Below are 15158 nucleotides of genomic sequence, written 5' to 3' on the forward strand. Positions count from 1 at the left end.
GGCTACGGCGTGAGGACGATTTTGCCGTGGGTGTGGCGGCGTTCGAGTTCGGTGTAGGCCTCGCGGACCTCCGCGAGCGGGTAGACGTTCGCGATCGGCACCTCGAGGTGTCCGTCGGCGATCAGGCCGGCCAGCTCGGCGAGCACCTTGGCGCCCGGCCCGGCCGCTGTGCCCCCGTCGGTCTTCACCCCGTACTTCTGGGCGGCCGCGAAGTCGACGATGGTGTCGATCCGCTCGGCGGCGACTCCGAGGGCGAGGGCCAGTTCGACGTACCTGTCGCCGTTGGTGTCGATGAAGGCGTCCACGCCGCTGGGCGCGGCGGCCGTGATCCGGTCGGCGACGCCGGCGCCGTACGCGACCGGGATCACGCCGTGGCTCTTCAGCCACTCGTGGTTGCGCTCGCTCGCCAGGCCGATGATCGTGGCCCCGGTACGGCGCGCGAGCTGGGCGGCGAGCGAGCCGACGCCCCCTGCGGCTCCGGAGATGACGACGGTCTCGCCCTCCTTGGGCTGGACGGCGTGTACCGCCCCCCATGCGGTCGTGCCGGCGACGTACAGGCCACCGGCGACCTCCCACGAGACCTTCTCCGGCTTGCCTGTGAGGTTGCCGGCCTCGACCAGGACCAGCTCGGCCTGGGAGGCCCGCTGGTCCGAGAACCCGATCACCTCGTCGCCGGGCGAGGATCCGCCGACCCCGGCGCCGACTTCCTCGATGACGCCGGCGAGGTCGCTGCCCTGCCCGGACGGGAACGTCGACGGGAACAGCTCCGCCAGGGCCCCCGTGCGGATGACCGCCTCACTGGGATTGATGCCGGCCGCCTTCACCCGGACGAGGACCTGCCCGTCCCCGGGCACCGGGCGTTCCACCTCCTCGACCCGCAACACGTCGATCCCGCCGAACTCGTCGTACCTGACTGCCTTTGGCATGCTCTGCATCTCCGTTCGGTTGGAATTCGCCCGGCGGTCCCGGCCGCAGGCGCGCCACCTGCAGCCTTGCCGCCAGGCAGGTGAGGAAGCGTCACCGGATCATGGTGATTCGCGGCTGCCGCTCCGGCGGATCACCGCGATCCGGTGACGACCGATCACCTGCCTGGCGGCCAACCTGAGCCTGTTGCGAAGACCCGCCCGGCCCGGTGGAGGAGATCGACATGGCAGCGGACAACGATCAGGTGACGCCACGGATACTTGCTGGTACGTCGGTGCCTGCGGTGCGGGTGGAGGGCGTCGTCAAGCGTTTTGGGGCGACCGTGGCGCTGGATGGTGCCGGGCTGGAGGTTCCGGCGGGGATGGTGTTCGGCCTGCTGGGCCCGAATGGGGCGGGCAAGACCACGCTGGTGCGGATAATGGCCACGCTGGTGGCGCCCGATGCCGGCCGGGCGGAGGTCCTCGGCCACGACGTGGAGGATGAGCCTGCCGCGGTCCGCGAGCTGATCGGCCTGACGGGGCAGTTCGCTGCGGTCGACGAGTTGTTGACCGGACGCGAGAACCTGGAGATGTTCGGCCGATTGTTCAACTTGTCCCGCGAGGACGCCCGCCGCCGCGCCGCGGAGCTGCTGGAGCGGTTCGGCCTGGCGGAGGCCGCTGACCGACCGGCCCGGACCTATTCCGGCGGCATGCGCCGCAGGCTGGACATCGCCTCGAGCCTCGTCACCCGCCCGCAGGTGCTGTTCCTCGACGAGCCGACCACGGGCCTGGATCCGCGGAGCCGCAATGAGATCTGGGCGATCGTGCGCGAGTTGCGGCGCGAGGGGACAACGATTCTCCTGACCACTCAGTACCTGGAGGAAGCCGATCAGCTGGCCGACCGGATCGCGGTTATCGATCGCGGGAAGGTGGTCGCGGAAGGAACCGGGAACGAGCTCAAGGACCGCGTCGGCGGCCAGATCCTGGAGGTGGAACTGTCCAGCGCGGGCGAGCGGGTTCGGGCACAGGCGGTGCTCACCGGGGTGGGTTGCGGCGAGCCCCAGCCGGACGAGCGCCCAGACCGTCTCACGCTGCCGGCTCCGCGCAACGGGCTCGCGCTGGTGGAGGAGGCTGCCGCCGGGCTACGCGAGGCACAGATTGGCGTCACCGACATCGGGCTGCGCCGGCCCACCCTGGACGATGTCTTCCTGCAGCTGACCGGTGCCCCGCCAGGCGATGACGGCAGCGAACCCGGCTCCCGGTCCGGGCGCCGCACCCGGCCCCGGCAGCCGGCGCCGACTGGGACGGCGGCTCACGGGCGGGTCTTGCGGCTGCGCCGCCCGTCGCTGCAGGCCGTGCGCTCGACGCTCACCGACACCGCCGTCGTCACCGGCCGCAACCTGCGTCACTTCATCCGCCAGCCGGACCTGCTGGTCTTCTCCACCATCCAGCCGGTCCTGTTCGTGCTGCTGTTCGTCTACGTGTTCGGCGGCGCGATCGGCCGCTCGCTGCCGGATGGGGTCGCGTACGTCGACTTCCTGCTGCCCGGGATCTTCGTCCAATCGGTCACCTTCGGCGCCTCGCAGACGGCGGTCGGCCTGACGGAAGACCTGACCCGCGGGGTGGTCGACCGCTTCAGGTCGATGCCGATGGCCCGCTCCGCGGTGCTGGCCGGGCGCACCGTGGCCGACCTGGTCCGCAACATCGCGGTCATCGGGCTGATGATCGCGGTCGGATACGTGGTCGGTTTCCGCTTCCTCGGCGGGGTAGCCGCAGCGATCGCGTGCGTTGCAGTCGTCGCCGCGTTCGGCTTGGCCCTCAGCTGGATCTTCGCCTTCGTTGCGCTGACGGTCCGGGGTGCCGAGACGGCGCAGACGGCCGGGTTCGTCGTGATCTTCCCGCTCGTCTTCGCCAGCTCGGTTTTCGTGCCGGCAGCCACCTTCCCGGACTGGCTGCAGACGTTCGCGAAAATCAACCCCGTCACCGTCACAGCCGACGCCGCCCGCTCGCTCGCGTTGTACGGCACGCCGGCGTCATTAGGCGCGGCCGCGGTCTGGATCGGCGGGCTGCTGGCCGTATTCGTCCCGCTGTCCGTATGGCGGTACCGACGGATCGGCTGAGCCGCGTTCCGTGCGGGGATCAGCTGATTCCGGTGACGACCCTCAACGTCCGCGCGCAGACGTCGCGACTGCGGACGCGTAGTCCGGCAGGATGCCGAGCTGCGCGTACAAGGTGGTAAAGGCGATGTGGCAGTCGAACACCTCGACTTTGCCGTCGCGCAAGTACCAGAAGTCGGCGGTCGGGAAGTCGACCTTGGCCCCGGTCGGCCGGATCATGCCGGCGGGCGTCGCGAACCCGCCGAGGAAGGTGCCCTGGATCGACAGTTCGATGCTGACGACGTCACCGTTCACGGTGATGTGTTTCAGCTCCCGGTGCACGTCGGGAAGGAATGCGCCCATCCAGACGATCAGACCGCCCAATTGCTCACCCCGCAGGCTCGACTGGCCCTCAACGCCGCCGATGCCGTTCAGCACACCGTCCCTGGCGAACAGATCCATGAACCCCTGGGCGTCCAGGACGTCACCCTCGCCTGCGTGGTACGCACGAAGGACGACCGCGAGGTTGGCCTTCTCACGCTTGGTCAGGTGGCGGTCGGTGAGCGGCAGCTTGGACAGGTCGCTCGCGCTCAAGCTCGCGCTGACCTTCGTACTCTGCACGAGAGCCGCAGCCTGCGACGGCGCGGCGCTGATGGCAGGCGGCGGGGCGCCGAGAGCAAGAGCCAGGCTCGCGGCCACGGCGGTGATCGTCTTCCAGCGATGAACCTTCATGGTCACCAGGTTCACCGTCAGGACGGTGAGTGGAGATCACCGGATGCCGGTGATTGTCTAGTGCAGCCGTCACGGTGAGCGGCTGCCTCGACCTCCGCTGGTACGCCGTGCAGCGCTGAGCGGCAGCAGTCGCAGTTCCCGCGCGCGCCGTACGGCCGAGGAGCGGTCACCGACCTGGAGCTTGGCGTAGATACTGCGCAGATGCGTGCCGACGGTGTTCGGTGAGACGGACAGTTCGCCGGCGATCTCAGGCCGGGACAGGTTCGTCGGGAGATAACGCAGCACTCTGAGCTCACCTGGGCTGAGGTCCTCTGTCGGTGGCAACGAGGATTCCGCTTCGGCCGGCGGGGGAGAGCCGGGCAGGCTATCGAGGATGTCGGCGAGCAGCGCGGCGTGCGCCGTCTCATGAGGGGGCAACGCCTCGAGGAGCTCTCGGGAGCCTGTGATCGCGAACGGGAGGATCAACCGGTCGGACTCCGCCAGGTCCAGCGCCCGTTCAGCCGCCTGGCTTGCCGCGCGCTGGTCGCCGAGCTCACGGTGGGCGAGCCCGGCCAGCAGGTGCGCCTCGATGACCGTGACGTCCCCGAGGACCGGGACCGTGCCGTCCAGAACATCGGCTACCGCTGCTAGAGCCTCAGCAGACTCGCCTTCGGCGAGGCGGATCGCCGCGAGGGCGTTCAGTAGCTCACCGGAACCGGCCCACTCGTCATCGAGCGCCGCGAGCAAGGCGCGGGCCTCGCCGGTCATCCCGAGGCGGGCCTGGGTGGCCAGCAGCCACCGCGTGGTCCGGGTCGCCAGCGCCTGCGAGTCCGCAAGCTGCGCTCCCAGGAGTTCAGCGGCGCCGAACTCCTCGAGCGCTTCCTGATGGCGGCCGCGGCCGGCGTACAGCAACCCGGCAGTCTGGTGCAGCAGGAGCGTGATGTCCGGGCCGGTGTCTGTCTCCAGGGCTTGTCTGGTTCGTTGCAGCCATTGCTCGCCCTCGTCGAACTCGCCTGTCCAGATCAGGTTGGCAGCCAGCATGATCAGCGCGGGCGCGGTGATCGGTTCCGCGCCCCACCCGTAGCGCTCGGCCAGCGCGATCGCCTCACGACAGCGTCGCTGGGTCGTGGCGAACGAGTGGAGGACCAGCGATGCGAACCCGAGCTGCGCCAGGCAGCCGACTTCGAGGTACGGGCGACCGATCTCCCGGGCCAGCGCGGCGCCCTCGCGCAGGTGCCGTTCGGCGTCCGGCGCGTCCGACAGCCCGAGCGTCCACGCCTCGGCGGTCCCCAGGTTCATCAGCGCCACCGCACGCAGATCGCTGCCGAGCGCGATCTCCCCGGGCGACTGCCCGGTGACCGGGGCGGCCAGGAATCTGGCCTGCTCGATGGCGCCGGCCAGCTGACCGCGTCGCCTGGCCAGCGACAGCCGCAGCGACGCAACCGCCACCAGGAGGCGGCGCCGGCGATCCGGCGCCGTCGCCTGCACGTGCGCCTCGGCGAACGCGAGATGGGCGGCCGCCTGGTCCAGGCGTCCCTGCGCGAGGTCACCCATCGCGCGCACCAGTGCCAGCTCGGGGTGATCCGCGCTCCTGGGAAAGACCTGCACCAGCGCCTGCATGGTCTGCGCTTCCCCGTCGAGGGTCAGGCTGAACGAATGGTCGGCGAGCAGCCGGGCCGCATCAGGCCAGTCGCCGGCTGCCTGGGTGTGCCGGATGGCCTCGACGACGTGCCCTTGCACGGTGAACCATCCGGCGGCGCGCCGGTGCAGCGCCGGCACTTCCTCGGGCAGCTTCCGGCGCAGCTCCAGCCGCAGGAGATCCGCGAACAGACGGTGGTAACGGAACCAAGTGCGCTCGGGGTCCAGCGAGACGACGAACGCGCTCGCGTCTTCGAGTTCCAGCAGGATCCGTTCCGAGCCGGGCCTGCCGGTCAGCAGTCCGGCGAGCTCGCCGTTGACCCGATCGAGCAGGGAGGTACGCAGGAGCAGATCCTGGACGTCGGACGACTGGCGTTCGAGCATCTCGGCGATCAGGTACTCGGCGACCGTGCGGTCGCTGCCGGAGAACTCCGCGACGAACCGTTCCGGATCGGGGTGACCGACCAGGGAAAGGGCGGCAAGCCGCAGCCCGGCGGCCCAACCCTCGGTCCGCTGGTGCAGCAGCGCCGCCCCGGCCACCGACAGCGCGATGCCCGACGCACCGAGAAGCTCGCGGGTTTCGCGTTCGGAGAAGCGCAGGTCGGCCGCGCGGATCTCCGCCAGTTGGCCGGCCAGGCGCAGCCGATGCAGCCGCAGTCGTACGTCGTGACGCATGGTCAGTATCGCGCGCGCCTGAGGGGGAAGATTCGTCAGCAGTCGGGTGAGCTGAGACAGGGCCTCCGGCGAGTTCAGCTCGTGCAGATCTTCGATCACCAAGGTGAAGTCGGCGAGCTCCGACAGCACCCGGTCGACCATCGCCCGTGCATTGAAGTCAGGTGTCGCTGCTCGCGGTTCCACCCGGCCCGCGATGGCCGAACCCTGAGCGATCGCGTCGAGTACCGCCAGCCAGAACTGCTGGGCGTCGTGCTGGTCACGTTGTACCTGCACGAGGGCGAGCCGTGACTGCTGTCCCGGCCGGCCGGCCCACGCGCGCAGCAGGCACGTCTTCCCGCTACCGGCCGGAGCCGAGATGATCGTCACCTTTCGCGCCGACGCGCGATCCAGGGCAGCGACAAGTTCGCCCCGGTCGATCAGCCGGGGAGTTGCTGGAGCCACCGTCAAAGGCCTGCCCGCCCTAATATCCACGCCGGACACCCTGGCGCCAGTCGCCTGGTCCGGCGCCGTCCCCTCTCGCTATCAGGCAAGCGGACGCGCTGTCAATCGGCGTCCGTCCGGCCGAGCGTCTCCGGGTGCGTCGTCCGGGTACTGGTGTGGAGCTCGGGAGGGTGGCAAGCTCTGTTTTGGCGACTGTTGGGCAGTCAGCAGCCGACGCGATCTATCGGCTTGCCCGGGAGGAACGGTGGCTGCAGGTGGCCGAGACCGCTGACGAGACGGCCGATGTCTTCGCTCGGCTGGCGGTCGAGTTGCACAGTGCTGGTGGCGTCGAGGAAACCGTTGACGCGGTCGTCCAGTTCGCTCTGCAGGCTCTCGGTTGCAGCTATGCCGGGGTCGCGCTCTGCAACCGAGGTCGGCGGCCTGAGATCCCGGCCGTCACGGATCCGGTCGTCGCCGAGATCTACAACCTGCAGATCGACGCCGGAGTCGGTCCGTTGATCGATTCGTTGAACAACCAGACGGTCGTGCTGATCCGCGACACGGTGACGGATTCGAGGTGGCCCGCGTGGGCATCGGAGGTGGCTCGGCTCGGGGTGCGGAGCGTGCTGGACGTGCCCTTGGCCGTCGGCGCCGCCGGTTCCCGGTCGTTCGGCGTACTCGGGTTGTACTCCCTGGAAGTGGACGCGTTCGATCAGGATGACGAGGCGATAGCCCACATCCTCGCCCGGCACGCGTCGGTCGCGGTTGCTACTGCCCGGCACGAGCAGACGCTGGCCCGGGCGGTCGACGCGCGGAAGCTGGTCGGCGAGGCGATGGGGATCCTGATGGAACGCTACGGCCTCGACGGGGACCGCGCGTTCGCGATCCTCAAGCGCTACTCCCAGGACACCAACACCAAGCTGCGCGACGTCGCCCAGCAACTCATCGACACCCGCAAGCTGCCCCGCACCTGAGAGCAGTCCTGCCTCCGGTAGAGGGCGCACGGGTGTGGATCGGGGTACCGGTACGTCGTACGGCTATCGGACTTCGGGTGGTGGCGTGTGCTGCGATGGATGGCAGGTGGTGTGCTGGCGGGGGTGCTGCTCGCGGGCTGCGGTGATCCTGATCAGAAGCTGCGGGAGAACGCCGCGCACACAGCGCGTGAGGCCGCCTCGGAGGTGAGCACCACCCGGTTGGTGGTCGAGCAGTTGCGTGCGCACCGGATCTGGGCGCCGTCGGCGGGCCGGATGGTCGGTGACGCCGAGAAGAACCTCGAAGCGACGGCGAACTCGTTCACCGCGCGGCAGCCGTCGACGGAGCAATCGACCCGGCTGTACGAACAGGTCACGCAGACCCTCGACGATGCGCTCGCCGCGGTGACGGCGGTCCGGATCGCGCTGGACAACGGCGACCTGGCGGCAGCGGAACGCCAGCTCACGGTACTTCGCCTGTCGGGCGCGGACCTCGGCAGAGTCGGGGAGTTGGCGAAGTGAAGAAGCTGCTCGGTGTCACGCTCGGCATCCTGACCGCGATCGGCGGGTTCGTGGACATCGGTGACCTGGTCACCAACGCGTTGGTGGGTTCCCGGTTCGGGATGCACCTGGCCTGGGTGCTGGTCGTCGGTGTGATCGGGATCTGCGTGTACGCCGAGATGTGCGGCCGGGTCGTGGCGATGTCCGGTCGGCCGGTGTTCGACCTGATCCGGGAGCGTCTCGGACCGCGGACGGGACTGCTGGCTCTGGTGGCGTCGTTCCTGGTGACACTGCTGACGTTGATCGCCGAGATCGGTGGTGTCGCGCTCGCGTTCGAGCTGGCCAGCGGAGTCAGTTACCTGCTGTGGATGCCGCTGGCTGCCTTCGCGGTCTGGTTGGTGATCTGGCGGGTGAAGTTCTCCCGGCTCGAGCAGGTCTTCGGGCTGATGGGTTTGCTGCTGGTGGTGTTCGCGGTGGCGTTGTTCAAGCTCGGTCCGGACTGGGGCCAGTTGCTGCATCAGGCGATCCGGCCGCATCCGATCGGCCATGAGGGCTGGGCGACGTACGCGTACTACGCGATCGCGTTGTTCGGTGCCGCGATGACGCCGTACGAGGTGTTCTTCTTCTCGTCCGGAGGGGTCGAGGAGAGGTGGACGCGACGCGACCTGGTGACCGAGCGGACGAATGTGTTCATCGGGTTCCCGCTCGGTGGGTTGCTGTCGCTGGCGATCATGGGGTGTGCCGCGGTGCTCTTCCTGCCGGCGGGTATCCAGGTCGACACGCTGGGGCAGGTGACGCTGCCGGTGGCTGTTGCCTTGGGCAAGATCGGGTTGGCGGTCGTGCTGATCGGTGTGTTCGCGGCGACCTTCGGTGCGGCGCTGGAGACGGCGTTGTCGTGCGGGTACACGATCGCGCAGTACCGCGGCTGGCAATGGGGGAAGTTCGTCCGGCCGCGGGAGGCCTCGCGGTTCCATGTGGTGATCATCGTGTGCCTGGCGCTGGCGGTGCTGACTCTGCTGACGGCGGTCGATCCGGTGAAGGTGACGGAGTACTCCGTGGTGTTCGCCGCGATGGCGTTGCCGCTGACGTACCTGCCGATCCTGATCGTCGCGAACGATCCGGACTACGTCGGCCGGGAGACGAACGGGCGGATCGGCAACGCCCTCGGCCTGATCTACCTGGCGCTGCTGACCATCGCGTCGGTGGCCGCCATACCGCTGATGATCATCACCGGAGCAGGAGCGTAACCATGGCCGGACGTGTTCTCCACGCGCAGTTGCATCTCCTCGACCGGCAACTGGTCGACCAGGCCGACGGGCACCTGGCCGGCAAGGTCGACGACGTCGAGCTCGACCTCGACGCCGATCCGCCGGTGGTCGCGGCGCTCGTCTCCGGCCGGGCCGAGATCCCGGCGTCGCGGATCGCCGAGATCGGTACGGCGCTGACGATCGCGGCCGACGGTCTCGATCTCGACTACTACGACAACTGGGTCGAGCACCACGTCATCGACAAGATCCCTGGAGCCGGCGATGCGACTGAATGAGCTGCTCGGGCACCGGGTGATCGACGCCGACGGCGAGGAGATCGGTGGCGTCTCCGATGTGCGCCTTGTCCAGGACGGGCCGATGCTGGTCTCGATGCAGCGCTCGTTGCGCATCGACGGTCTGATCGTGGTCGAGAAGCGCGTTACCCGACTGTTCGGGTACGAGCGCCACGTCGGACCTGCGCTGCTGCGCCGGCTGGTCCATCTGCGGCTCGGCGAGGTCTGGTACCTGCCTTGGAACGACATAGAGCACATCGCCGACGGCCTGGTCACCACCACGGCGCGACGAACAGACCTCTGCCCGCTCGAACAGGTGGCCCGGTACTGACGCACGGCACCGGCCATGCGAAACGGGCCCGCAGTAATGGGTCAATCGTCCTTCGCGAAGGTCGCGTTGAGCTCCTCGGCGATCTTCCGCAGTTTGACGTTGCCGTCCTGCGAGAGCCGGGTGAGGAACGCGAACGCACGCTGGTCGCTCAGTTTGTAGCGCTCCATCACAATGCCGACGGCCTGGCCGATGACGGTCCGGGTCCGGACGGCTTCCTGGAGATTCTGGATCTCCCGGGCGTAGTCGATCACCGCGGCGGACTGGTGCGCGAACAGCTGGCCCAAGATGCTGAAGTCCTCGAAGGCGCCCACCTGACGTGAGTACAGGTTGAGCGCACCCTGCGACGCGGGGGCATCGAACAGCCGGATGCCTGCCTGAGCTCGGACACCGGCCTCTACCGCCACGGCTGCGTAGCGCAGGAATCGTGGGTCGACCGCCAGGTTGGGTGCGTTGATGTGCACGGCGTCCGTAGCAGCGTCGTAGCAGGGGCCTTCTTGTAACTCGTACTGCGCCATGTCGAGTCCCGACAGCAGGTCGTCGGTCGGCGCCGCTGTCTCCAGCCGGCCGTCGGTGTGCTTCACCGTGATGCTCGCGTAGTCGACGTCGGGCAGTACTTCGACCGCAGCCGCGGTGATCCGACTCAGCGTCTGGTCCAGATCACCCGGAGTCAGTGACTTCGACAGCCGACGTGCGGTTTCGATCAAGCGTTGCTCGTCCACACTCGCTCGGTACCCCGCCCGACAATCGTGAACCCGGTCGACGTATTCGAGGCAGTCACCCCGTTCCTCGTCTGACGGGGTTGGTTGGGCGTGGCGTGGGTACCAAGGTCGGAATGCTGGTTGCGAAGCGGTACAGGTTGGGTTCCTCCATTGGCCGGGGTGGCATGGGGGAGGTCTTTCGCGCTACGGACGAGCAGCTCGGACGCGTGGTAGCGGTGAAGCTGATGCTGCCGTCCGGTCGCGATGTGGACGCGGCTGAGCGATTCCAGCGCGAGGCGCGCGCCGCGGCGAGGCTGAGCGACCCGCACGTCGTCTCGGTGTACGACTTCGGCCACCACGACGACGGGTTCTTCTTGGTGATGGAGCTGGTCGAAGGCCGTACCGTCGCTGCAGAGCTGGCCCAGAGTGGTCCGCTGCCCAGCGATCGTGCGATCGACATCGTCGAACAGGCTGCCGCGGGGTTGGCTGTGGCACATCGGGAGGGTGTTGTCCATCGCGACGTGAAACCGGGCAACCTGCTGCTGGCACCGGACGGGACCGTCAAGGTCGCGGACTTCGGGATCGCTCACATTGCCGGAGACGGGACCACGCTCACGGCGACCGGCCAGATCGTCGGGAGCTCGCACTACCTGGCGCCCGAGCGCGCGAAGGGTGCGTCGGCCGGTGAAGCAGCGGACGTGTACTCGCTGGGCTGTGTCCTCTATCAGCTGGTCACCGGCCAACCGCCGTTCACGGCCGAACACCCCGCAGCGATTCTGTACCAGCACGTCGACGCTGCTCCCACACTTCCGAGTCTGGCCCGCCCCGAACTGGGCGGACAGTTCGAGAGCGTTCTGCTCGGAATGCTCGCGAAGGATGCCGCCGGCCGTCCGTCCGCGGCCGAGATCGCAGCCGGTGCCTTGCGCGGCCAGCCGCGACCTGAACTCGGCGGCGTCAAGACCGCCAGGTCAGCCGCCGTGGAGGCGCCACTGCCCAGTCGGATGCGAAGCAAATCAGTTCTTGTCGGAGTGCTGGCCGCCCTCGCGGCGACAGCTGCCGTGTTGGTGGTCGTCGTACTCAACGGGAACAGCACAAGGTTGCCCCCGACAACCGATGTGGGACCGCGACCTGGCAGCGGCCCAAGTACGCCGACGTCGCAGGCCACTACACCGACCGTTGGAAGAAGCCCAACCGGAAAGCCGAAACAAGCCACGTCGGTCCAGCCGTCTCGAAGTGCCTCATCGCCGGCAACACGATCGCCTTCGCCGAGCACACGCCCGACTGGGACGACGTCGTCGAGCGCTCCCGCGGAGACCAGCGCCACGTCGAGCGCTCCGACTCGGCCAACGCCGACCGCCCCGTCAACTTCGGCGCCGGCCGGCACCCCCACGACGAGTACGTCGACAGCTCACACACCGTCGCCAAGCCCGCAAACCATCGGAACACCTACGGGCATCGAATGAACAGGATGTGGGATCAGGGTCGGCGTGATGCTGGGACTTGGGGTGGCATGGATCGGCTGCTCGCGGGCACTCGAACAGCATTGGAGATGCCGGACCCAAGGAGGAGAGATCGATGGGTGTCGGACGTAAGGCGAAGCATGCCGCCGAGAAGGCAAAGGGCAAGGTCAAGAAGGTGACCGGGAAAGCGACTGACAATCGCGACCTGGAGGCCGAAGGCCGCGTCGAGGAGACCACGGCCGACTTGAAGCAGGCCGGCGAAAAGACCAAGGACGCCTTCAAGGACTGACCTCGCTCCCAACGGTTCTTGAGTGGTCCGGGCGTACTGCTGGACACGCGCAAGCGCTGACGCACGGGCCCGAACTCGTGGTCCTGGACGGTCCCATGACGGTGCTGGATGACACCGCCCATCAGGCGCTGCCGCCCTGCTCCGTGAGGCGTCATTGGGGTCGCTGATCGCGGTGTCGTTGGAGGAACTCGATGATAGCTTGGGCCGCCGGTTCGGGTTCTTGCTCGGCGGGGTAGTGGCCGGATCGTTCCAGGATGAGGCCGGTGACGTCTGTTGTGAGCGTGCGGAGGCCGTCCGCGACGGCGGAGCTCATCGCGTAGCGTCCTCCGATCGCGAGCACGGGCGTGCGGATCGGATTGTCTTGGAGTCGTCGTACGTCGGCGATGTCGTCGGCCCGGGATCGGTAGTAGCCGAGCCCGGCTCCCAGAGCATCGTTCGTCGTGTAGGCGTCGATGTACGAGCGGACTGCATCCGGGGCGAGCCCTGGCGGGCCGGCGCTCTGGCGGAGGAACGTCCCGTAGTAGGCGTCTTCTCGTCCCGGGACGAGCTGTTCCGCGAGGCCGGGTGCGCGGTTGAACGGTCCATGCCAGGACGGGTAGTACTCAGCACCTGGTGCGGGGATGGCGACGTCGATCCCAGGGAGGATCTCCTCTTCGATCACGACCGCGTTCACCGCCTCGGGCATTGCAGCGGCCAGGAGGATCGCGACCGTTCCACCCCAGTCGTGGCCTACCACCGAGAAGCGGGTGAGCCCGCGCTCGCCGAGATCGTTGCCGAGGCGGTGCGCGAGGTCGCTCTTCCTGAAACTAGGTGTGCTCTCGGCTGGCTCGCCAAGCCCCGGCAGCGTGACCGGAACGGATGTGAAACCGCTGCGACGCAGGAGTGGCAACAGGCCTCGCCAATGCGTCTCGGTGACCGGCCACCCGTGCAGGAGCACCACAGGCCAACCGTTCGACGAATGGCTCATCGTCCCATCATCCCCACCACGTCGTCGGACTCAAGCGCTCGCCGGGGCCTCACGTCACGCTGCGGTCGGGCCGGTCCAGGGACCCTGCTGTGGCGTTGTTGAGGAGTTGGAATGATGGCCGCTGAGCAGCGGTTTCGGGCGGCTCGGTGCAGGGGGTGGTGGCCATACAGTCACGCTACCTCGACCGCGCATCGCAGTGCGATGACGATGAACGGCAGCGAGATTGCCTGCTGTCAGGTGCCGGAGCGGGCGGCGCCGAGGGTGGCCTGTGCCTTCTCCACCGCCGCTGTCGTCGCGCCTTCGAGGTCTTCGGGCAGTCCGTTGATCACGGTGACTGCCACGATGACGTCGTTGACGGCGACGGTGACCATGGTGACTTCGAAGCCCTGCAGCGCGCCGGCAGTCGCGGTGAAGCGGACGGCGACCGGGTCGGTGCCGACGGTCGGCGCGGAGACCTCACGGACGCTGATCGGCGAGCTTCCCTCACCCGGAACCTTCAACGTCATCGTGCGACACCCGGAGATGGCCTGCTTGAAGGACTTCTGAAGTGCCCGGGCGGCCGCCGGTGATCCCATGGCGTCGATGCTCTCGTCGACGAACGGGCCTTGCGCGCCACCGGAGTACGACTGACCCGCGGATGCCTTCGACCCAGGCGGGTTGTCAGCGTTGGTGTAGGCAACCAGTTTGGCGCAGCGGCTGTCTTTCGACGACACGGTGACGTCGGAGCCGTCGCCCGAGTCGTCTTTCTCGAGCGAGAAGCCCGGTGGCAGATCGGCCAACGCGAGCAGTGCCTTCGTGAGCTGGGCCGCGGTGCGTGCGGGTACGGCGGGTGGGGTCGACGACGGTACGGCGCTCGGCGTGACGGCAGGCGGCGTACTGCTGGGCGCCGTACTGCTGGGCGCCGGGGTCGAGGAAGGGGCGCCCGAGGGTGTGGGCGAGCCGCTGTCGGTGCCGCCGGAGCAGGCGGTCAACGCGAGCATGAGAACCGCGGAACAGGCAACGGTACGAAGGGATTTCGTCATCGAGGTCTCCTGGTGAGAAAGGGCATGGGTCGGGCGTTGCCGACCAGACTTCCCGGCACACCAGAACAACCGAGGTTGCACTCATTGAGTGAATCGGTTGAAGCTCACCGACGTTACGGCAGTGACCAAAACGTGACCGACAGCAGCATTGGAGGTCCGCTGTCGAGGCCTGCCGCGCGACGGTAGGAGCAACCGTCGCGGGCCTAGGACCCGGTGCCCCAGATCGTGATCGCGATCGCGACCCCGACAAGCATCACCAAGAACACGAGGAAGAGCACCCCGAGGGTGCGGCTGTCTGAAGCATTGGACTTGATCTCGTCCACGACGTTTCCTTCCATCGCCAGGCGCGCAGTTCCACGAGCATGCTGCCAAGTCGACAGGCGATTCGGAAGCGATCGGCCACCTGGTACGCGATTCTGCAGCTTGTTGCGAACAGAGTCTGCCTGTAGGTAACCCGTCCGCTACGAAGTGCGAGGCGTTGCGTTTCTGTGGCCGACCCATCCGGCCCTGCGTCGGCTGCGAACACCTGTCGGGCGTTGATGTGATCCAGGTCACATCATCTGCGACTGGGTCGCAGCTGGCGGTTGTCGCCGGCGCCCTTCGAGAGGAAGGGACAGACATGAGTGACGCAACACGCCGGGGCTTCCTGGTGTTCGCCGGAGCGGGGACCGCAGCCGCGGTCGGTGCCGTGGCGGGGTCGAAGATCTTCGGCGAGCGGTCCGTCGAGGCCGCGGGTGGGGACGAGTTGCACGCGGCGGACCTGGCGACTGCCGAGTCGTTCGTCGTCCACGTCAAGGACGTGAAGAACGGGGAGATGGCGATCCTGGTCGGGGACCGCGAGGTCGCGTGGGCAGATCGCGAGTTGGCCGCGCGTCTGGCCGGCGCCACCACCGCCTGAGCTGATCAATTCCCACACGCTTTCATTGGAGGAACAGTC

Annotated in this window: 16 protein-coding genes; 10 read left to right on the forward strand and 6 right to left on the reverse strand. The window is 68.1% G+C overall.

Annotated elements, in window-relative coordinates:
* Positions 1–2: 2 nt before the first annotated feature.
* A complete protein-coding gene (locus tag ACWF0M_RS01030; protein ID WP_452233532.1) occupies positions 3–926 on the reverse strand; it encodes an NADP-dependent oxidoreductase in 924 nt (307 codons plus the stop codon).
* 221 nt (positions 927–1147) lie between these two features.
* Here ACWF0M_RS01030 and ACWF0M_RS01035 point away from each other — a divergent pair, with 221 nt between their 5' ends.
* Positions 1148–3022: an ABC transporter permease gene (locus tag ACWF0M_RS01035; RefSeq protein WP_452233533.1), complete on the forward strand. Its 1875-nt coding sequence runs from the start codon at positions 1148–1150 to the stop codon at positions 3020–3022.
* Between the two features lie 42 nt (positions 3023–3064).
* Here the strand turns inward: ACWF0M_RS01035 and ACWF0M_RS01040 are convergent, their stop codons facing one another.
* Together ACWF0M_RS01040 and ACWF0M_RS01045 are read right to left on the reverse strand one after the other, a co-directional pair.
* A complete protein-coding gene (locus ACWF0M_RS01040; RefSeq protein WP_452233534.1) occupies positions 3065–3730 on the reverse strand; it encodes a nuclear transport factor 2 family protein in 666 nt (221 codons plus the stop codon).
* 69 nt (positions 3731–3799) lie between these two features.
* Positions 3800–6493, reverse strand: coding sequence for a LuxR C-terminal-related transcriptional regulator (locus ACWF0M_RS01045; RefSeq protein WP_452233535.1), 2694 nt, complete (start codon positions 6491–6493; stop codon positions 3800–3802).
* A gap of 218 nt (positions 6494–6711) precedes the next feature.
* Between ACWF0M_RS01045 and ACWF0M_RS01050 the strand changes: the two genes are divergently transcribed.
* From ACWF0M_RS01050 to ACWF0M_RS01070, 5 genes are all read left to right on the forward strand, one after another.
* Positions 6712–7416, forward strand: coding sequence for a GAF and ANTAR domain-containing protein (locus ACWF0M_RS01050; protein ID WP_452233911.1), 705 nt, complete (start codon positions 6712–6714; stop codon positions 7414–7416).
* A 99-nt stretch (positions 7417–7515) separates the two neighbouring features.
* Positions 7516–7935 (forward strand): hypothetical protein, encoded by a 420-nt coding sequence (locus ACWF0M_RS01055; protein ID WP_452233536.1) that lies wholly within the window; start codon positions 7516–7518, stop codon positions 7933–7935.
* A complete protein-coding gene (locus ACWF0M_RS01060; protein ID WP_452233537.1) occupies positions 7932–9161 on the forward strand; it encodes an NRAMP family divalent metal transporter in 1230 nt (409 codons plus the stop codon). Before ACWF0M_RS01055 ends, ACWF0M_RS01060 begins: the two co-directional genes overlap by 4 nt.
* Before the next feature lie 2 nt (positions 9162–9163).
* Positions 9164–9457 (forward strand): hypothetical protein, encoded by a 294-nt coding sequence (locus ACWF0M_RS01065; protein ID WP_452233538.1) that lies wholly within the window; start codon positions 9164–9166, stop codon positions 9455–9457.
* Positions 9444–9785: a PRC-barrel domain-containing protein gene (locus ACWF0M_RS01070; protein ID WP_452233539.1), complete on the forward strand. Its 342-nt coding sequence runs from the start codon at positions 9444–9446 to the stop codon at positions 9783–9785. Before ACWF0M_RS01065 ends, ACWF0M_RS01070 begins: the two co-directional genes overlap by 14 nt.
* 41 nt (positions 9786–9826) lie before the next feature.
* Here the strand turns inward: ACWF0M_RS01070 and ACWF0M_RS01075 are convergent, their stop codons facing one another.
* Entirely contained in the window at positions 9827–10504 is a 678-nt protein-coding gene (locus ACWF0M_RS01075) for a GAF and ANTAR domain-containing protein (protein WP_452233540.1), read from the reverse strand.
* Positions 10505–10617: 113 nt separating this feature from the next.
* Here ACWF0M_RS01075 and ACWF0M_RS01080 point away from each other — a divergent pair, with 113 nt between their 5' ends.
* Both ACWF0M_RS01080 and ACWF0M_RS01085 read left to right on the forward strand, forming a co-directional pair.
* Entirely contained in the window at positions 10618–11946 is a 1329-nt protein-coding gene (locus ACWF0M_RS01080) for a protein kinase domain-containing protein (RefSeq protein ID WP_452233541.1), read from the forward strand.
* 112 nt (positions 11947–12058) lie between these two features.
* The gene (locus ACWF0M_RS01085) at positions 12059–12232 is read left to right on the forward strand and encodes a CsbD family protein (protein WP_452233542.1); all 174 of its coding nucleotides are present in this window, start codon (positions 12059–12061) and stop codon (positions 12230–12232) included.
* A gap of 151 nt (positions 12233–12383) precedes the next feature.
* Here ACWF0M_RS01085 and ACWF0M_RS01090 read toward each other — a convergent pair whose 3' ends face one another.
* A complete protein-coding gene (locus ACWF0M_RS01090; RefSeq protein WP_452233543.1) occupies positions 12384–13199 on the reverse strand; it encodes an alpha/beta fold hydrolase in 816 nt (271 codons plus the stop codon).
* Positions 13200–13432: 233 nt separating this feature from the next.
* The gene (locus tag ACWF0M_RS01095) at positions 13433–13978 is read right to left on the reverse strand and encodes a sensor domain-containing protein (RefSeq protein ID WP_452233544.1); all 546 of its coding nucleotides are present in this window, start codon (positions 13976–13978) and stop codon (positions 13433–13435) included.
* 16 nt (positions 13979–13994) lie between these two features.
* Here ACWF0M_RS01095 and ACWF0M_RS01100 point away from each other — a divergent pair, with 16 nt between their 5' ends.
* Both ACWF0M_RS01100 and ACWF0M_RS01105 read left to right on the forward strand, forming a co-directional pair.
* Positions 13995–14237, forward strand: coding sequence for a hypothetical protein (locus ACWF0M_RS01100; protein ID WP_452233545.1), 243 nt, complete (start codon positions 13995–13997; stop codon positions 14235–14237).
* A 603-nt stretch (positions 14238–14840) separates the two neighbouring features.
* The gene (locus ACWF0M_RS01105; protein ID WP_452233546.1) at positions 14841–15119 is read left to right on the forward strand and encodes a twin-arginine translocation signal domain-containing protein; all 279 of its coding nucleotides are present in this window, start codon (positions 14841–14843) and stop codon (positions 15117–15119) included.
* Positions 15120–15158 lie beyond the last annotated feature (39 nt).

The sequence above is a fragment of the Kribbella sp. NPDC055110 genome (genome assembly GCF_053607525.1).

Excerpts from the sequence above, each read along its gene's own strand:
- ACWF0M_RS01080 (WP_452233541.1), top strand. The coding sequence starts at position 10,618 with ATGCTGGTTGCGAAGCGGTACAGGTTGGGTTCCTCCATTGGCCGGGGT.
- ACWF0M_RS01055 (WP_452233536.1), top strand. The coding sequence starts at position 7,516 with ATGGCAGGTGGTGTGCTGGCGGGGGTGCTGCTCGCGGGCTGCGGTGAT.
- ACWF0M_RS01090 (WP_452233543.1), bottom strand. The coding sequence starts at position 13,199 with ATGAGCCATTCGTCGAACGGTTGGCCTGTGGTGCTCCTGCACGGGTGG.
- ACWF0M_RS01040 (WP_452233534.1), bottom strand. The coding sequence starts at position 3,730 with ATGAAGGTTCATCGCTGGAAGACGATCACCGCCGTGGCCGCGAGCCTG.
- ACWF0M_RS01035 (WP_452233533.1), top strand. The coding sequence starts at position 1,148 with ATGGCAGCGGACAACGATCAGGTGACGCCACGGATACTTGCTGGTACG.
- ACWF0M_RS01030 (WP_452233532.1), bottom strand. The coding sequence starts at position 926 with ATGCCAAAGGCAGTCAGGTACGACGAGTTCGGCGGGATCGACGTGTTG.
- ACWF0M_RS01070 (WP_452233539.1), top strand. The coding sequence starts at position 9,444 with ATGCGACTGAATGAGCTGCTCGGGCACCGGGTGATCGACGCCGACGGC.
- ACWF0M_RS01105 (WP_452233546.1), top strand. The coding sequence starts at position 14,841 with ATGAGTGACGCAACACGCCGGGGCTTCCTGGTGTTCGCCGGAGCGGGG.
- ACWF0M_RS01085 (WP_452233542.1), top strand. The coding sequence starts at position 12,059 with ATGGGTGTCGGACGTAAGGCGAAGCATGCCGCCGAGAAGGCAAAGGGC.
- ACWF0M_RS01065 (WP_452233538.1), top strand. The coding sequence starts at position 9,164 with ATGGCCGGACGTGTTCTCCACGCGCAGTTGCATCTCCTCGACCGGCAA.